Raw genomic sequence first — 16557 nt, 5'->3', positions numbered from 1 at the left:
ATTCGTCCGGACGTTTCCTCGACATCCAGGCGGCCATGGCCTCCCGTTCAAATTTCGCGATTGGCCGCAGTTGAAAATCACTGGTATATGCCATAAATAAAAAGTCATATTAATTCTTGATCGAGGACGTCTCACGTCTTAATCGGTTTCCCCAGCGGCAAAATTCGGATATCTCACATCCGGCCGTCCGGCCGGCCTTCCAAAACATCATCACGGGACAGGAAACATGGCACTTCACCAGAATCTCATCGCGGGCGAATGGACGGGCGGCGACGCCGTTCCCAACATCAACCCATCGGACACCAATGAGGTCGTGGGCGAATATGCGCGCGGCACCGCCGAGGACATGAAGAATGCCATTGCAGCGGCGAAGGCAGCTTTCCCGGCCTGGTCGCGCTCAGGCATTCTCGAACGCCATGCGATCCTGAAGAAAACCTCCGACGAGATTCTGGCGCGCAAGGACGAGCTCGGCGCACTTCTGTCGCGCGAGGAAGGCAAGACCCTGCCGGAAGGCACTGGCGAGGTCATCCGCGCTGCCCAGATCTTCGATTTCTTTGCGGGCGAAACCCTTCGTCTGGCCGGTGAAATCATTCCGTCGGCGCGTCCGGGTATCGGCGTCGAGATCACCCGCGACCCGCTTGGCGTCATCGGCATCATCACGCCTTGGAATTTCCCGATCGCCATTCCCGCCTGGAAAATCGCGCCGGCGCTGGCCTTCGGCAACACCGTGGTGTTCAAGCCGGCCGAACTCGTGCCGGGCTCGGCCTGGGCGATCGTCGACATCCTCAATCGCGCCGGCCTGCCGAAGGGCGTGCTCAACCTGGTCATGGGCAAGGGCTCGGTCGTCGGCCAGGTCATGCTCGACAGCCCCGACCTTTCCGGCATGACCTTCACCGGCTCGACGACCACAGGCAAGCGCGTGGCGCTCGCTTCGATCGAGCATAACCGCAAGTTCCAGCTCGAAATGGGCGGCAAGAACCCGTTCGTCGTGCTCGACGATGCCGATCTCACCGTCGCCGTCGAAGCCGCCGTCAATTCGGGCTTCTTTGCCACCGGCCAGCGCTGCACCGCCTCGTCGCGCGTGATCGTCACCGAAGGCATCCATGACCGTTTCGTCAAGGCGGTCGAGGAGCGCATGAGCGGCCTCAAGATCGACAACGCGCTGAAGCAGGGTACGAATATCGGCCCGGTGGTCGATCCGAGCCAGTTGAAGCAGGACGAGGACTATATCGCCATCGGCCAGCAGGAAGGCGCCAAGCTCGTCGGCGGCGGACGTGTCGAGCGTGAAACCCCCGGTTATTACCTGGCCCCGGCCATGTTCACCGAAGCCACCAACCAGATGCGCATCAGCCGCGAAGAGATTTTCGGGCCGGTCATCTCCGTCATCCGCGTCAAGGATTACGAGGAAGCGCTGGCGACTGCGAATGACACGCCGTTCGGCCTGTCGTCCGGCATTGCCACGACCAGCCTGAAGCATGCGACCCACTTCAAGCGCAATGCAGAAGCCGGCATGGTCATGGTCAACTTGCCGACTGCCGGCGTCGACTTTCACGTGCCGTTCGGCGGCCGCAAGGGTTCGTCCTTCGGTCCGCGCGAACAGGGCAAATATGCCAACGAGTTCTTCACCACGGTGAAGACGGCTTATACGCAGCCCTGATCTGACACCTCCGATATTTGCGAGGCGGGCCGAAGAAGTTCGGCCCGCCTTTCTTTTTGCGCACAGTGACGGCTTGACCGCCGTCGCGGAATGGGGCGAATCGGCAGAGACAGATTTCCGGGAGGCAGATCATGATTCGCCATATCGTCCTTTTGCGCTTCAAATCCAGCGTGACCGCCGAAACGAAGGCGGCGCATTATGCCGAACTGGAGGCATTGAAGGGTCATCTCGGCGGCATTCTCGGTTCGCATTTCGGGCCGAACGTCTCGCCGGAAGAGCCTGTCATCCATGGCTTCAAGGACGGTTTCTGGTTTGATTTCGCCGACGAGGCGGCGCGTGACGCCTATCTCGTCGATCCGGCCCACCAGGCGGCCGGCGGAAAGCTCGTCGCCAATGCCGAAGGTGGCGTCGACGGCCTCATCGTCTTCGATATGAAGGTCTAAACGATGCTGGACGCCAAACCATTCCTCACCACGCTGTTCAACAAGGCGGTCGAGGCCGCCGATCCCGAACGCGCCATCCTGCCCTTCCTGCCCGAGAAGCCGAAAGGCCGTACCATTGTCATCGGCGCCGGCAAAGGCGCGGCGCAGCTTGCGGCGGCCTTGGAAAAGCACTGGGACGGACCGCTCGAAGGTCTTGTCGTCACCCGCTATGGCTATGGCGCCAGGACCGAGCGGATCGAGGTGTTCGAATCCGCCCATCCGGTGCCGGACGAGAACGGCATTATCGGCGCCCGCCGCCTGTTCGAGACGGTCAAAGGGCTGACGGCCGACGACCTGGTGATTGCTCTTATCTCCGGCGGCGGTTCGGCGCTGCTGCCGTCGCCGCCGGAAGGCCTCTCGCTCGCCGACGAAATCGCGCTCAACAGGACTTTGCTCGCCTCGGGAGCCCCGATCTCGGCGATGAATACCATCCGCAAGCATGTCTCTGGTATCAAGGGCGGGCGTCTTGCCAAGGAGGCTTATCCGGCCCGCGTCGTCAGCCTGATCGTCTCCGACATTCCCGGCGACAATCCGGCCTATGTCGCCTCCGGCCCGACCGTGCCGGACCTGTCGACGCCGGAAGATGCGTTGGCTGGGATCAAGCGCTACCGCATCGAGCTTCCCGAACCCATCCTCCGGCACATTTCCTCCGGCCGGGCCGGCGCGCCATTGCCGTCCGATCCAGCCTTTGCCCGCAACAGCCATTATGTCGTCGCCTCCGCATCGGTGTCGTTGGAAGCTGCGGCGGCTGAAGCGGAGAAGGCCGGCATCCAGGCGGCGATCCTGTCCGATGCCATCGAGGGCGAGGCGCGCGAGGCAGGCCGAATCCATGCTGCGATCGCCCGCGAAGTGCTCTATCGCAATCGACCGTTCCAAAAACCCATAGTGCTGCTTTCCGGCGGCGAGACGACCGTGACCCTGCGCGGTAAGGGCAAGGGCGGACGCAATTCCGAATTCCTGCTCGCTTTTGCGCTGGATATTGCTGGTCATGCGGGTATCCAGGCCATGGCGGCGGACACCGACGGTATCGACGGCAGCGAGGACAATGCCGGCGCATTCGCCGACGGTACCACCGTCGCCAGGCTGGTGGCGGCGGGGATGCAGCCGTCGGAGCTGCTTAACAACAACGATGCCTGGACGGCGTTCAATGCCGTGGGCGATCTGTTTGCTCCTGGGCCGACGGGGACGAATGTCAATGATTTCAGGGCGATCTTGATCCGGTAGCATCACTCAAAACAGCTACGCTGCCCAAAACGCGAGGCCAGTCACGCATTTTTGCRGACGCGCTATGCTTGAGCGTCAGTTCTTTTTTCCGAAATTTTCCTGTTAGTCTCCGTTAACGGACGGAGTTGTGCGTTTTACCGTCAGCATGCGCACGGGATAACGAAAATGGCCAATCAGAAGACCCCGAGAACTGTCGAAGACGACTTCGCCGACCAGCCGAAGTCGATGGGTATTGTCGTCGATCGCCTGTTCGGTCCCGGTCGATCGCAGCTCGAAGAAGCGCGCGCGACGGTGTTGAGCGGCCGGCCGGTGATTGTTACCGGCATGGGCGGGTCCTATCATGTGGCGCTGCCGCTAACCTATCATCTGTCCGCCCACGGCATTTCCGCCAACCTGATCGAAACCGGCGAACTCGTTCGCCACCGGCTGATGATGTGCCGCAATGCCGTGATCGTCGTGGTCTCRCAATCCGGCGAGACGATCGAGACCGTGCAATTGCTCGACGCCGTCATCGGCCTGAACGCCGTCACCATCGGCGTCACCAATGAAGAGCCCGGTTCGCTGGCGCAGCGCGCCCACCACCCGCTGATCGTCGGCAGCCCGCGCGACACGATGGTGGCGATGCAGACCTATCTCGGCACGCTCGCCGTGTTGATGGCGCTTTCCAAGCGGCCGGGGATCAGCGAACGCAGTGATTTCGAGCCGGTCATTCCAACCATGGAAGCACTGGTCAATGATCATATGCAGGATGAGGACGATTTTCCCGGCACGACCGGCCCGGTCTATTTCTATGGCCGCGGCCCTTCCATTGCCTCCGCTCGCTTTGCCGGCCTGCTGTTCCACGAAATGGCCCGCATGCCATCGATCCCGATGAGCGGCGGCAATTTCCGCCACGGTCCTCTCGAAGTGATGGATCAGGATTTCCGCGCCATCGGCTTCGCCCCGAAGGATCGGGATGAGGAGCTCAATCTGGCGCTGGCCGCCGATATCCGTCGCGCCGGCGGCCAGGTCAGGCTGATCGGCCCTGGCCGCGACTGGTCCTACAAGCCACTGTCGCCGCTCTTGTCGCCTTTGGTCGAGATCATCCCGGCCCAGCGTGCCGCGATCCGCACGGCGCGCGCCCGCGGCATTACGCCGGGCGAATTCCGCTATGGTTCGAAGGTGACCCGCACCGAGACGGGACTGGCGGGCCTGACCCCAGCCGAATAGACAGGCGGCCAAGATCCACCGCACGAAGGCACGTCAAACGTAATAAAGCCTTACATTTTTTCGGCTGGGACTTCCGTCCGGCCGGCTCCGGGATTATGCATTGAACGGCCGTTCAGCCAATCTGCTGATTTGCGGCCTTCCGGAGTCCTGCATGACCAAGACCGTGCTGTCAGGCGTAATGCTGACGATCGCTTCCTATTTCCTGTTCTCGCTGCAGGATGCCTCGGTGAAATGGCTGGTCACCGATCTGCCGGTCTTCCAGATCCTGTTCGTCCGCAGCGTGGTGATCTTCTGCTGCTGTTTCGCCATCGGCCGCAAGCCGCTGTTCATGCGCGCGGTCGCCTCGCCGGTCATCGGGCCGCTCTTCATCCGCAATCTGCTGCTGCTCTCCGCCTGGCTGACTTATTACAATGCCGCTCGCTATCTCGGCCTGGCACAGCTGACCACTGTCTATTATGCCTCGCCGATCCTGATCACTTTGCTCGCGGTGCCGATCCTCAAAGAGGAGGTCCCATCGATCCGCTGGCTGGCGGTGATCTTTGGCTTCATCGGCGTCATGGTCGCCGTCGATCCGATCAGCCACGGCTTCACGCTTTCGCTGCCGGTCGGCATGGCTTTGTTCGCCGCGGTTCTTTGGGCCTGCGCCAGCGTGCTGTTGCGCAAGACGGCGATGCACGAAAAGACCATGGTGCAGATGATGATATCGAGCGGCTTCTTCGTCATCATGACCGGCGTCGCCTCGCTGTTCTTCTGGGTGCACATCTCGTTCAAGGAACTGTTGCTCATGTCCTCCACCGGCCTGTTTGCCGGGCTGGGCCAGTTCGCCATGTTCGAAGGCATGCGCCGTGCACCGGTCTCGATCCTCGCGCCGTTCGAATATACGTCACTGGTCTGGGCCTTCATCCTCGGCTTCGTCATCTGGGGTGATGTGCCGGCGCACAATGTCTTCTACGGCGCCGGGCTGATCTTCTTCGCCGGCTGCATCATCCTGTTCGGCGAGCGGCTGCTCAAAAATCTTAATCCGCCGAACGCGACCCCTTGATGTATACATTTTAAGGGGAATTCCGATGGAAGTGGGCAAGATTCTCCACTATTGACTTATCTTGTATACAGATGGTACGCATGACCTGGTCTTGGAGGAGAGCCGGTCATGAACGCACAGACATATCCCCTGAATGCATGGTATGCCGCCGCCTATGATGTCGAGGTCAAGCGAGCGCTGCTGCCGCGGATGATCTGCGGCAAGCCCGTGGTGATGTTTCGCAAACAGAACGGAAGGGCGGCAGCGCTCGCCGACACCTGCTGGCACCGGCTGCTGCCGCTCTCCAAGGGGGAACTGCATGGCGACAATGTCATCTGCGGCTACCATGGGCTGGAATTCGATGAGACCGGCCGCTGCGTCTACATGCCATCGCAGGACACGATCAACCCATCTGCCTGCGTGAAAAGCTATCCGCTGGAGGAAAAGCACCGTTTCCTTTGGATCTGGATGGGCGATCCGGCGCTCGCCGACCCGGCAAAGATTCCCGACCTGCACTGGAATGACGATCCAGAATGGACCGGCGACGGCAAGGTCATCCACGTCAAATGCGATTACCGCCTGGTCGTTGACAACCTGATGGACCTGACCCACGAGACTTTCGTCCACGGTTCGTCGATCGGCAATCGCGCCGTTGCAGAAGCACCGTTCGAGGTCACGCATTCCGAAAAGACAGCGACCGTCACCCGATGGATGGAAGGCATCGACCCGCCGCCCTTCTGGTCGGCGCAGCTGCAGCGTCCGGGCAAGGTCGATCGCTGGCAGATCATCCATTTCGAGGCACCGTCGACCATTGCCATCGATGTCGGTGTTGCCGTTGCCGGCACCGGTGCCCGCAACGGCGACCGCAGCCAGGGCGTCAATGGCTTCGTGCTCAACACGATGACGCCCGAGACCGGCAGCACCTGTCATTATTTCTGGGCCTTCGTCCGTAACTGGGACCTCGGCAACCAGGCCTGGACGCACAAGCTGCGCGAAGCCGTGGCCGGCGTCTTCCGGGAGGATGAGGTTATTCTCGAAGCGCAGCAGAAAGCGATCGAGGCCAATCCCGACCACGTCTTCTATAATCTCAACATCGATGCCGGCTCGATGTGGGCGCGGCGGCTGATCGACAGGATGATCGACAGCGAACAGGCCGTGCGCCTGGCGGCGGAGTAAATCATGGAGCCGAAACGCGATTCCCAGACGTTGAAGGCATTGCTCGGCGTCCGCGACCTTGTGCTGGGCGGCGACGTCGTGGCGGGCGAACGCTTGTCGGAGGTCACCTTGGCCGAGATGCTCGGTGTTTCCCGAACACCGCTCCGGGCGGCGCTCTCGCGGCTGGAACAGGAGGGACTGCTGGAAGCCATTCCCTCCGGCGGCTATGCCGTCCGCAGCTTCACCATCGCCGACGTCTTCGACGCCATCGAACTGCGCGGCGTGATGGAAGGCACGGCTCTGCGCCTGGCCGCCGAACGCGGCGTGCCGGCCGCCCGGCTCGCCCAGCTTCGGGCGTTGGTCCATGCGCTCGACAGGACCTTTGCCGAACGGCTGGAAGATATGCAGTTCGAGCGCTATGTCGCGCTCAACGCCGAATTTCATGCGCTGCTGGCGCTTTTGCCCGGTAGCGAGACGATGCGCCGCGAACTCGAAAGGGTCGCGCAACTGCCCTTCGCCTCGCCGAGCGCCTTCCTCGAGAAACAGGAGGACGTTCCGGCCTTCCGGCAATCGCTGGTCTTTGCCCAGCGACAGCATCACGACATGGTCAACGCGCTCGAACAGCGCGAGGGCGCCCGGGCCGAATTTCTCGGCCGCGAACATGCGCGGCTCGCCCGCAAAAACCTGGAATTCGTCATCGGCGAAGATCGCAGCCTGATCAAGAGAGTGCCGGGACTGGCGCTTGTGACCGCCTGAAGGAGAGAGCGATGCGTATGAACACAGAATGGCGGCATGCCCGTGTCCGCTCCGCCGAAGAGATCGCCGAAGGCGTCCGCCGCGTCGAATTCGAGCTCGATGGCGCGCTGCCGCCCTTCGATCCGGGCTCGCATACCAATATCGTCGTCACGATCGACGGTGCCCGCGCCATCCGCACCTATACCTGCGTGCCGGCGGCGCCGAATTGCCTGGCGATCGCGGTCAAGCTGCATCCCAACAGCCGCGGCGGCTCGCGCTTCGTCTGGTCGCTCGAGCTGGACGGCACGGTGGAAATGACGCTGCCGGAAAACCGCTTCGAGCTCTCCTGGCGGGCGAGCCGGTACCTGTTGATTGCCGGCGGAATCGGCGTGACGCCGATCTACGGCATGGCGCGCGCGCTGGCAGTGGCCCGGCAACCGCTCAGGATGGTCTACGGCGCAGCGTCTCGCGCCGCCATGCCTTTTGTCGATGAACTGTCGGACCTGCTCGGCCAATCGATCGAATTTTTTCCGGCCGACGAGGGACGGACATTCGATCTCGTCGACGAAATCGCCGCGCTACCCGAAGACGGCGAAGCCTATGTCTGCGGGCCGCTCGGACTGCTGGAGGCCGTCAAGCGGCTCTGGCTCGAAAGCGGTCGCCCCGTGAGCCGTCTGCGCTACGAAGTGTTCGGCGACAACGGAAAATTCGCCGAGGTGCCGTTCGAGATCTCGGTGCTCAACCGCGGCATCGATATCGTCGTGCCGCCGGACCAATCCCTGCTCGATGCGCTGATCGGCGCCGGCGTGGAAATGATCTACGATTGCCAGCGCGGCGAATGCGGCCTGTGTGCCGTTCGCATCGTCGAGAGACATGGAGAGATCGATCATCGCGACGTGTTTTTCAGCGAAGAGGAAAAAGCCGAGAACCACCAGATGTGCGCCTGTGTCTCGCGCCTGACGGGCGGTCGCGCGGTTATCGATATCGGCTACCGACCCTGATCCCGGCTTCGCTCGCCGGGAATCGGCAACACGGCTGAAGGCTTGATGTCTTTGAGCACGAACATCGTGTTCATTTCCTTGATCCCGGGCAGGCGGCGGACGACGGTCATGGCGAAATCGGCATAGCTATCGAGATCCTCCGCCACCACCTGCAGCAGGAAATCCGCCTCGCCCGCCACGGAATAGCAGGCGATGACATTGTCGAGCTTGCGCACATCATCGGAAAACCGCTCCGCCTCATCGTGTGAATGCGTATCGATCTGCACACGGATGAAGGCGAGCACGCCAAGCCCAATCGCCCGGCGGTCGATCATCGCCTGATAGCCACGGATCACGCCGCTCTCCTCCAGCCGCTTCACTCGCCGCCAGCACGGCGACGTCGACATGCCGACCCGTTCCGCCAGTTCCTGGTTGGTCAGCCGACCGTCACTCTGCAGAGCGCGCAAAATGCGGACATCGCCGGATTCTACATCCATTTTCGGTAACTCCTTTCCAATTTTCACATTTCAGAGGTAAGTTTTACCGATCTAATGCAGATAAAGCCAGCAATGGGCAGGATTTTCCTCTGCCATACGCCTATGATCCCCGCAAGGCCGAGGGGGTGCGTGAATGGTGTTGGATGACTGGAAGGTTGCGATCGTCGTGGACCCGGGACTGAGCCTCGGGGAACTCACCAATACGGTCGCCGTGCTAGGCATCGGTCTTGGCGCCGCCGTGCCCCGCTTCGCCGGTGAGCGACTGACGGACGCCACCAGCCGGCAATTTCATATCAGTTCCAACAGACCGGTCCCGGTTCTGCAGGCCAATGGCGATGGCTTGCAGGCACTGCTCGCCAAAGCACTGCCGACAGCGGACCATGCGGTCGTCGTTCCCTTTCCGCGCTTCGCCCGGCAATTGCATGATTACCGCGACTACGAGGCGGCGATACCCGGCCGCGACCTTGCGGCGGAGGTGATCGACGGCATCGGTCTCGGCGGCCCGGCAAAATGGGTGCGGTCGCTGACTGGATCGTTGAAATTGCTGCGCTGACAGTTTCGGAGCTTCCGCACGATCATTGGCAGTTCCGGGGAGGAACCAAAGTGCGGCATTTCGGTTCTAGCCAAAACGGAGGACCGATGCATGGCGATGAACGAAACAATGGGCGAACCCATTCCAAGAGGCATTATCGGCGATTCTGCGGCAATCGCCGACGACAGCTATGGCAGCAATCCACGCAGTACAGATCAGGCCGCCCAGCTTGCCGAAATCAAGGAAGAGCTTCGCCAACTCAGCCGGACGATCACACAGCTTGCCGAGAACGGCTCCAAGTTTGCTCAAGACCGCATCCAGACTGCGGCGCAGACGGCCGTCGATCGTTATCCGGTCGGCAGCCTCGCGCTCGCCGCCTTGGTCGGCTATTGGTTTGGCAGTCGCAGGCATTGATCGCCTTTGCGTTTTAGCCGCTTCAGCAAGTTCGTGGCTAGGCATTAATGCCTATAGAGCCGAAGTTACCAAACGTTAACAAATCGTATAATTTCGACAGCGCTCTCAGATCGAATCATCTATCCATTTCCTATCGGAGATATTGCCATGTCGAATGTACAGGAACAGATCGAAGCCATCCGCCGGTTTGCGGAGGAAAGCGAGCGGCAAGCTGATCGGATGAAGATCGTGATCGAGCACCTCAAGCGGCACGGGCAGTCGGTCGAAGCGGCAGAGATGCAGATGTCGCAGTCGCACACGATGGCGCGCGCCTATCGCGAACGTCGCGACGAACTGGAGGCGCAGCTCGTTGCCAGGCATGAGGAAGCGGCTCAGGCGTAAGCGCCGCGTCTCAGACCCTCGATCCAGTTGCGGCAGAGCTGTACGCCGTCTTCCGGCCGGAATGCACCGGGGTTCAAGCACCACGCCAGCCACAAGCCATCCATCAGAGCCGTGAATGCCATGGCGGTCAAGCGTACATCACCAACCTTGAAGCCTTCCGCCTCTGACAGGCTGGAGATCAGACCGTCGACCGTTTCGACATAGTCGGCATATTCCTTCTGCTGCGAAGCGCTCATGCGCGGTGAATGCAGGATCAGCCCCCAGAACACCACCCAGACGCCCAGGACATCGCGATCGAAGAGCAGTGGCGAAAACGATGCCTTGATAAAGGCGTCGAGCCGCGCCTGCGGCGTCGGATCAGCCTCGTCCACCGCCTTCAGGATCTGCTGCAAGAGACCGGTCGACATGATGTCGAAGGCATAGGCGACGAGTTCGTTGATCTCGCCGAAATGGTGTGTGATCAACCCCTGCGTGACACCGGCCTCGGCCGCGATCTGCCGCACCGAGACACCGGCATTGCCATGCTTGACGATGCAGCGAAGGGCAGCCTCGCCCAATTGCCGGCGGCGATCCTCGGGTGCTTCGCGGCGGAACCGGGCACGCGGCTTCGGCTTGGTCTTGGCTCCAGTCAACGGTGTCGTCCCGTTCATAAACTCACTACCGTTTTGAATAGCGTTTTCTGAAATTCAGCGCAACCATCTAATTTCACAGGCATTTCAAGGGAAATTATAAACTCGTATAATAATGCTTGACAAAAGGCGTCGGAAATTTATCCTGCTCCCAACGATCGGCAAAAGCCGGCCAGGGGAACGAGCATGAATATGATGGCGAAGCCGCAATCGCGGTACGATATCCTGTTTGAACCGGTCAGGATCGGACCGGTCACCGCGCCCAATCGTTTCTATCAGGTTCCGCATGCCTCGGGCATGACCAATGCCCTGCCGCATATCCGCGCCGGCTTTCGTGAGATGAAGGCCGAGGGTGGCTGGGGCGTGATCTGTACCGGCGCCTGTTCCATCGACCTGTCTTCCGATGACTCGCCGCTGCCGATGGCGACGCTGTGGGACGACAACGACATCAAGGCACATGCATTGATGACCGAGGCGGTGCACAAGCATGGAGCATTGGCCGGCGTCGAGCTCTGGCATGGCGGTGCTTCGGTGATGAACCGCACGACACGCGTGGCGCCGATTTCGCCCTCCGGCATTCCCTGGATGGCAACGCATGTCGGCTTCATGGGCAATCTCAAGCCGCGCTCGATGGACAAGCAGGACATCAGGGACGTGCTGCGCTGGCAGGCGGAAGGCGCCCGCAAGGCGCGGCAGGCAGGCTTCGACATCGTTTATGTCTATGCTGGCATGGGCTATCTCGGATACGAATTCCTACTGCCGGAATACAATCACCGTATCGACGAATATGGCGGTTCGGTTGCCAACCGGGTCCGCTTCGTGCGCGAGATGATCGAAGCGACCAAGGATGCCGTGGGCAAGGATTGCGGTGTCGCGCTCCGTATTTCGCTTGAAGAACTGCGGGGACGGCCGGGCACGCATCACCCCTCCGAGGCGCATGAGGTGATCGCACTGTTGGCCGACGTACCGGACCTCTTCGACGTGAAGATGGATTCGAGCCCGACGGACTGTTCCGCCTCGCGTTTTACTGGCGAGGGCAGCCATGAGCCGGTGATCGATTTCGTCAAGCAGATAACCAACAAGCCGGTGGTCGGCGTCGGCCGCTTCACTTCGCCGGACACGATGGTCAGCCAGATTAGCCGTGGCGTGCTCGACCTTATCGGCGGCGCGCGACCCTCGATCGCCGATCCCTTCCTGCCCAACAAGATCAGGGAAGATCGGATCGAGGAAATCCGCGAATGCATCGGCTGCAACATCTGCATTTCGAGCTGGCATGACGGCGTGCCGGTGCGCTGCACCCAAAACCCGACGGCGGGCGAGGAATGGCGGCGCGGCTGGCATCCGGAAAAGCCGGGCAAGGCCGAAAAACCCGAGCGCGTGCTGGTGATCGGCGGCGGCCCGGCCGGGTTGGAGACGGCGCTGACGCTCGGCCGGCGCGGGCATGAGGTGACGCTCGCCGATGCGAAGTCCAGTTTCGGCGGCCGGCTGACCTTCGAGAAGAGCTTGCCGGGTCTCTCCGCATGGAACCGAGTCGTTGATTATCGCCTCGGGCGGCTCAACCAGATGACCAATGTGTCGATGTATCTGGAAAGCCAGCTCGGAATCGACGACATCATCGACATGGCGCCCGATCATGTGGTGCTGGCGACGGGTTCGCACTGGACCAATCTGCTCTATTCGCCAATGGAAATCCCCATGGGCCGGATCGAGCATCCAAATGTCTTCACGCCCGACGATATTGCTGGTGGGCGGATGCCGTCAGGCGAAACGCTGGTCTTCGATTTCGACAATTATTACATGGGCGGCGTGATCACCGAGCACCTGGCGGCGCAGGGCGTGCCGGTCTCCTATGCAACGCCCGCCGGCCAGGCTTCGGCCTGGACGATCATGACCAACGAATTGCCGCTGGTGCATCGGGCGCTGACGAAGCGCAACGTGCCGGTGACAACGCTGACCACGGTCGCCGCTTTCGATGGCGACAGCGCAACCCTGTCGCAACTCTTCACCGGCGAACGTCACCGAATCCAATGCCTCAACCTGGTCATCGTCGGCTTACGCATGCCGAATGATCATCTTTTCAACGTACTCAGCGCCCGTTCCGCCGAGATCGAAGCCGCTGGCATAAAGAGCGTCGAACGGATTGGCGATGCACTGGCGCCGGGTGCCATCACCCATGCCGTGCATAGCGGTCATCGCTATGCGATGGAGCTTGGCGAAAAGTCGAAAGGCTTTCGCCGCGATGCACCCATCGTCGAGTTCGAGCCGTCCTACACCTCCATCGCTGGTCTCGAGGTGGCCTGATGGCGAACGAGGCCCCGTCCATGTCGCCGTGGTCCGTCGCTTCGCCGCTCGCCGGCGGGGCGTTGCACGCTGTGGGTTCGGGTCTGTTTCACACTCTCCTGCCGCTCAGGCTGGTGGCGGAAGGCTATGGTCCGGATGCAATCGGTCTTGTGGTCGGCGCCGAGGGTGCGGGATTTCTTGTCGGCTGCGTCGGTTCGGTACGGTTGATCCGCTCGGTCGGCGAGGTGCGCGCCTATGCGGCGCTCTCGGCAGTCTCCGCCGTGTTGATCCTGTCGCTCGGCATGCGGCCGAATCTGGCCGTGTTCATGATCATCCAGGCAGTGGTCGGCTTTGCCAATGCCGGGCAATCGGTGGTGATCGAGAGCTGGATGAACGCGATGACATCCAACGCCAATCGCGGCCGCATCCTGACGCTTTATGTGCTGCTGCTTGGCCTGTTCTACGGCTCCGGCCAGTTGCTGGCGACCAACATCGATCCGGCCGGCGACGCGATGCTGATGATGGCAGCAGCGGCCTATGTGCTGGCGCTGGTGCCGGTGACCGCCATCTGGGTCGGCGAGCCGCAATTGCACGTGCCGATGGGCATCAAGATCTTTCGAACGTTCCAGATCTCGCCGTCGGGAACCATGGCCTGCCTGCTGACGGGGCTGATCTCCTCTACCTTCGCATCGATCGGTCCGCTCTACGGGCTGGAGCTGAAATTCAACCAGCAGACCATCGTCATCCTCATGGCGGCAACGCAGCTCGGCGCGCTCTTTCTGCAATTCCCGCTTGGCTATCTTTCCGATCGGCTCGACCGGCGTATGATGATGCTGTGGCTGTCGGTGGCGCTCGCTGTGCTCTGCGCGATCTTTCTGTTCTTCGGACCGACTACGCCCTTCTGGCTGTTCCTCGTCGCCTTCTCGATCTTCGGCGGCATTTCCGAGATTTTCTATCCGCTCGGCGTGGCGCATGCCAATGACAAGGCCGAGCCGAGCGAATTCGTGACGCTGTCCTCCAACATGCTTTTGCTCTGGGCCTTTGGTGGCACTGTGGGTCCGGCAATCGTCACTGCCGGTGTCGCGCCGTTCGGTGCGAAAATCTTCTTCTGGTATGCAATCGCGCTTGCCGTGCTGTTTGCCGGTTATGCGCTCTGGCGGCTGTATCGCCAGCCGGCCGCCAAGAGCCGCGAACAGTTCGTCGCCTACCCGCAGACTTCGCCCATGGTCTATGAATGGACTCCGCATGACGAGGCCGGCGATGGCGGGAAGACCAAGCCATGACCCGGATCGTCGACACTTTCCCGCGAAAGGTCCGCACGCTCGATCCGGTGTTCATCACCATGACCGACGGCACACGTCTAGCTGCCACGATCTGGCTGCCGGAGGATGCGGCGCAAAAGCCGGTACCAGCTATCCTCGAACTCATCCCCTATCGACGCCGCGACGGCACCGTGTTCCGTGACATGAAGATGCATCCTTACGTCGCCGGCCACGGCTTTGCCTGCTGTCGTGTCGATATCCGCGGCTCGGGGGATTCCGAAGGCATCCTGACGGACGAATATACTGCCCAGGAACAGGACGATGCCTGCGAGATCATCGCCTGGCTGGCAGAGCAACCATGGTGCACGGGTTCTGTCGGCATGACCGGCATTTCCTGGGGCGGCTTCAATGCGTTGCAGGTGGCGGCGAAACAGCCGCCGGCGTTGAAGGCGGTCATCGCGCTCTGCTGTTCCGACGACCGCTACGCTGATGACGTGCATTATTACGGCGGCAATCTGCTGACAGAGGACGGCATGTGGGCCGCCTTCATCCTCGGCATGGGTGGGCTGCCGCCCGACCCGCAAATCGTCGGCGACAAGTGGCGTGATATCTGGCGGCAGCGCCTGGAAGCCACCGCTTGTTGGTCCGAGACGTGGATGCAGCATCAGCGTCGCGATACCTATTGGAAATTCGGCTCGGTCTCAGAGGATTTCTCGCAGATCAAAATCCCCGTCTACGCGATCAGTGGCTGGGACGACACCTATTTCAACGCCGTGCCGCGGCTGCTGGCAGGACTTTCGGGACCACGAAAAGGCCTGATCGGACCTTGGACGCATGCCTATCCCTTCCTTGGCAATCCCGGCCCAGCGATCCACTACCTCAAGGAAGCGATCCGCTGGTGGCGGCATTGGCTTGAAGGTATCGACACCGGCATCATGGATGAGCCGGCCTATACGGTGCTGATCAAGGACCCGCACCGGCCTGCTCATTGCTATCCCGAACATCCCGGCCGCTGGGTGCGTGAGCCGAGCTGGCCGTCGCCAAATGTCAGCGAAAAGTTACTCTACTTGAATGCCGGCCGGCTTGGCGATCACCGGGAGGCAGGTGCGACGATGTCGCTGCGCTCACCCGTCACCGCCGGGCGCGATTGCGGCCGCTATGGCGGCTATGGCGGCACGGTGCCGGATATGGCCGGCGATCAGCGGCGCGAGGATGGGCTCGGCCTTTGCTTCGACATGCCGGTCACGGAGGATTTCGACCTGCTTGGCGCGCCTGCGGTTGATCTGGTGCTTCGGTCGAGCGTGCCCCAGGCCACCATTGTCGCCCGGCTTTGTGAAGTGCTGCCGGATGGTACATCCACGCTGGTGACATGGGGTGCGCTGAACCTTTCGCAGCGCGCGAGCCGCGAGCGTCCCGTATCGCTCGTTCCGGGCGAACGGATGACAGCACGGCTGGAGCTCAATCATTGCGGCCGCCGCTTTGGCAAGGGCAATCGGCTGCGGCTGGTGTTGTCGAACCAGCATTGGCCGGTGCTCTGGCCGGCACCGGTGATGCCGACCTTCGAGATCGAACCGGGCGCCTGCGAGTTGATGCTGCCGATGCGCGCGCCGCAGCTGGATGACGGCATATTCGGATTCGAGGAAGCCGAGATCTCGCCGCCGGTACCGATGGAGGAGATCGAAGCCGAAGAGCATACGCACGAGTTGGTTATCAATGCAGGCCAACGCCGCGAGACGCTGACGCTGTCCAGCAATCATGGCCGGCAGCATCTGACAGATCGCGCAAACGAGACCTGGGCACGCGTGACGGACAGGATGGAGATCGTCGAAGACGATCCGCTGTCGCCAAAACTCGATACAAGTTGGGTGCTTGGATACAAAAGCGCGGATTGTGATGTCGAGACGACTTCACGAGTGGTGGTGACATCGACGGAGACAAAATTCCGGCTGGAGTGGCGGCTGGAAGCACGGGAGAAGGGCGACAAGGTTTTCGAGCGGGAGGGCGATGTATGGATCGATCGGGATCATATTTGATCGTCAGCGGCTTTGGCTACCCCCCTCTGCCCTGCCGGGCATCTCCCCCACAAGGGGGGAGAGTGG

At 61.6% G+C, this 16557-nt stretch carries 16 protein-coding genes; 14 read left to right on the top strand and 2 right to left on the bottom strand.

Going from position 1 to position 16557, the window contains the following annotated elements; translation table 11 throughout:
* Positions 1–226 precede the first annotated feature (226 nt).
* The 8 genes from AC1D06_RS12705 (at position 227) to AC1D06_RS12670 (ending at position 8484) form a co-directional block, all read left to right on the top strand.
* Positions 227–1657 carry an aldehyde dehydrogenase family protein gene (locus AC1D06_RS12705; RefSeq protein ID WP_477881759.1) on the top strand — a complete coding sequence of 477 codons (1431 nt, stop codon included), beginning with the start codon at positions 227–229 and terminating at the stop codon, positions 1655–1657.
* Positions 1658–1788: 131 nt separating this feature from the next.
* Positions 1789–2100, top strand: a complete 312-nt coding sequence (locus tag AC1D06_RS12700; RefSeq protein ID WP_477881761.1) for a Dabb family protein — start codon at positions 1789–1791, stop codon at positions 2098–2100.
* 3 nt (positions 2101–2103) lie between these two features.
* Positions 2104–3363: a glycerate kinase type-2 family protein gene (locus AC1D06_RS12695; protein WP_477986503.1), complete on the top strand. Its 1260-nt coding sequence runs from the start codon at positions 2104–2106 to the stop codon at positions 3361–3363.
* A gap of 165 nt (positions 3364–3528) precedes the next feature.
* On the top strand, positions 3529–4572 hold the full coding sequence (locus tag AC1D06_RS12690; RefSeq protein ID WP_477881765.1) for an SIS domain-containing protein: 1044 nt from the start codon (positions 3529–3531) through the stop codon (positions 4570–4572).
* Positions 4573–4723: 151 nt separating this feature from the next.
* Positions 4724–5614: a DMT family transporter gene (locus AC1D06_RS12685; protein ID WP_477881766.1), complete on the top strand. Its 891-nt coding sequence runs from the start codon at positions 4724–4726 to the stop codon at positions 5612–5614.
* 108 nt (positions 5615–5722) lie between these two features.
* Entirely contained in the window at positions 5723–6769 is a 1047-nt protein-coding gene (locus AC1D06_RS12680; RefSeq protein ID WP_477986502.1) for an aromatic ring-hydroxylating dioxygenase subunit alpha, read from the top strand.
* A gap of 3 nt (positions 6770–6772) precedes the next feature.
* On the top strand, positions 6773–7504 hold the full coding sequence (locus tag AC1D06_RS12675; RefSeq protein WP_477881770.1) for a GntR family transcriptional regulator: 732 nt from the start codon (positions 6773–6775) through the stop codon (positions 7502–7504).
* A gap of 11 nt (positions 7505–7515) precedes the next feature.
* The gene (locus AC1D06_RS12670) at positions 7516–8484 is read left to right on the top strand and encodes a PDR/VanB family oxidoreductase (protein ID WP_477881772.1); all 969 of its coding nucleotides are present in this window, start codon (positions 7516–7518) and stop codon (positions 8482–8484) included.
* Here AC1D06_RS12670 and AC1D06_RS12665 read toward each other — a convergent pair.
* Positions 8472–8960, bottom strand: a complete 489-nt coding sequence (locus tag AC1D06_RS12665; RefSeq protein WP_477881774.1) for an Lrp/AsnC family transcriptional regulator — start codon at positions 8958–8960, stop codon at positions 8472–8474. The genes AC1D06_RS12670 and AC1D06_RS12665 overlap by 13 nt on opposite strands.
* Before the next feature lie 133 nt (positions 8961–9093).
* Between AC1D06_RS12665 and AC1D06_RS12660 the strand changes: the two genes are divergently transcribed.
* The 3 genes from AC1D06_RS12660 (at position 9094) to AC1D06_RS12650 (ending at position 10287) form a co-directional block, all read left to right on the top strand.
* Positions 9094–9513, top strand: a complete 420-nt coding sequence (locus AC1D06_RS12660; RefSeq protein ID WP_477881776.1) for a DUF2000 domain-containing protein — start codon at positions 9094–9096, stop codon at positions 9511–9513.
* Positions 9514–9603: 90 nt separating this feature from the next.
* The gene (locus AC1D06_RS12655) at positions 9604–9906 is read left to right on the top strand and encodes a hypothetical protein (RefSeq protein ID WP_477986501.1); all 303 of its coding nucleotides are present in this window, start codon (positions 9604–9606) and stop codon (positions 9904–9906) included.
* 147 nt (positions 9907–10053) lie between these two features.
* The gene (locus AC1D06_RS12650; RefSeq protein ID WP_477881779.1) at positions 10054–10287 is read left to right on the top strand and encodes a hypothetical protein; all 234 of its coding nucleotides are present in this window, start codon (positions 10054–10056) and stop codon (positions 10285–10287) included.
* On the opposite strand, the gene AC1D06_RS12645 is transcribed toward AC1D06_RS12650, so the two are convergent.
* Positions 10278–10919 (bottom strand): TetR/AcrR family transcriptional regulator, encoded by a 642-nt coding sequence (locus tag AC1D06_RS12645; protein ID WP_477881781.1) that lies wholly within the window; start codon positions 10917–10919, stop codon positions 10278–10280. The genes AC1D06_RS12650 and AC1D06_RS12645 overlap by 10 nt on opposite strands.
* 183 nt (positions 10920–11102) lie before the next feature.
* Between AC1D06_RS12645 and AC1D06_RS12640 the strand changes: the two genes are divergently transcribed.
* The 3 genes from AC1D06_RS12640 to AC1D06_RS12630 are packed head-to-tail and all read left to right on the top strand — an operon-like array spanning position 11103 to position 16491.
* On the top strand, positions 11103–13217 hold the full coding sequence (locus AC1D06_RS12640) for an oxidoreductase (RefSeq protein ID WP_477986500.1): 2115 nt from the start codon (positions 11103–11105) through the stop codon (positions 13215–13217).
* Positions 13217–14479 carry an MFS transporter gene (locus tag AC1D06_RS12635; protein WP_477881785.1) on the top strand — a complete coding sequence of 421 codons (1263 nt, stop codon included), beginning with the start codon at positions 13217–13219 and terminating at the stop codon, positions 14477–14479. The genes AC1D06_RS12640 and AC1D06_RS12635 overlap by 1 nt, the downstream gene beginning before the upstream one ends.
* Positions 14476–16491 carry a CocE/NonD family hydrolase gene (locus tag AC1D06_RS12630; RefSeq protein WP_477986499.1) on the top strand — a complete coding sequence of 672 codons (2016 nt, stop codon included), beginning with the start codon at positions 14476–14478 and terminating at the stop codon, positions 16489–16491. The genes AC1D06_RS12635 and AC1D06_RS12630 overlap by 4 nt, the downstream gene beginning before the upstream one ends.
* Positions 16492–16557 lie beyond the last annotated feature (66 nt).

It is taken from the genome of Rhizobium sp. P2_G2, from assembly GCF_056403555.1.
This window is presented reverse-complemented; position numbering and strand designations above follow the sequence as displayed.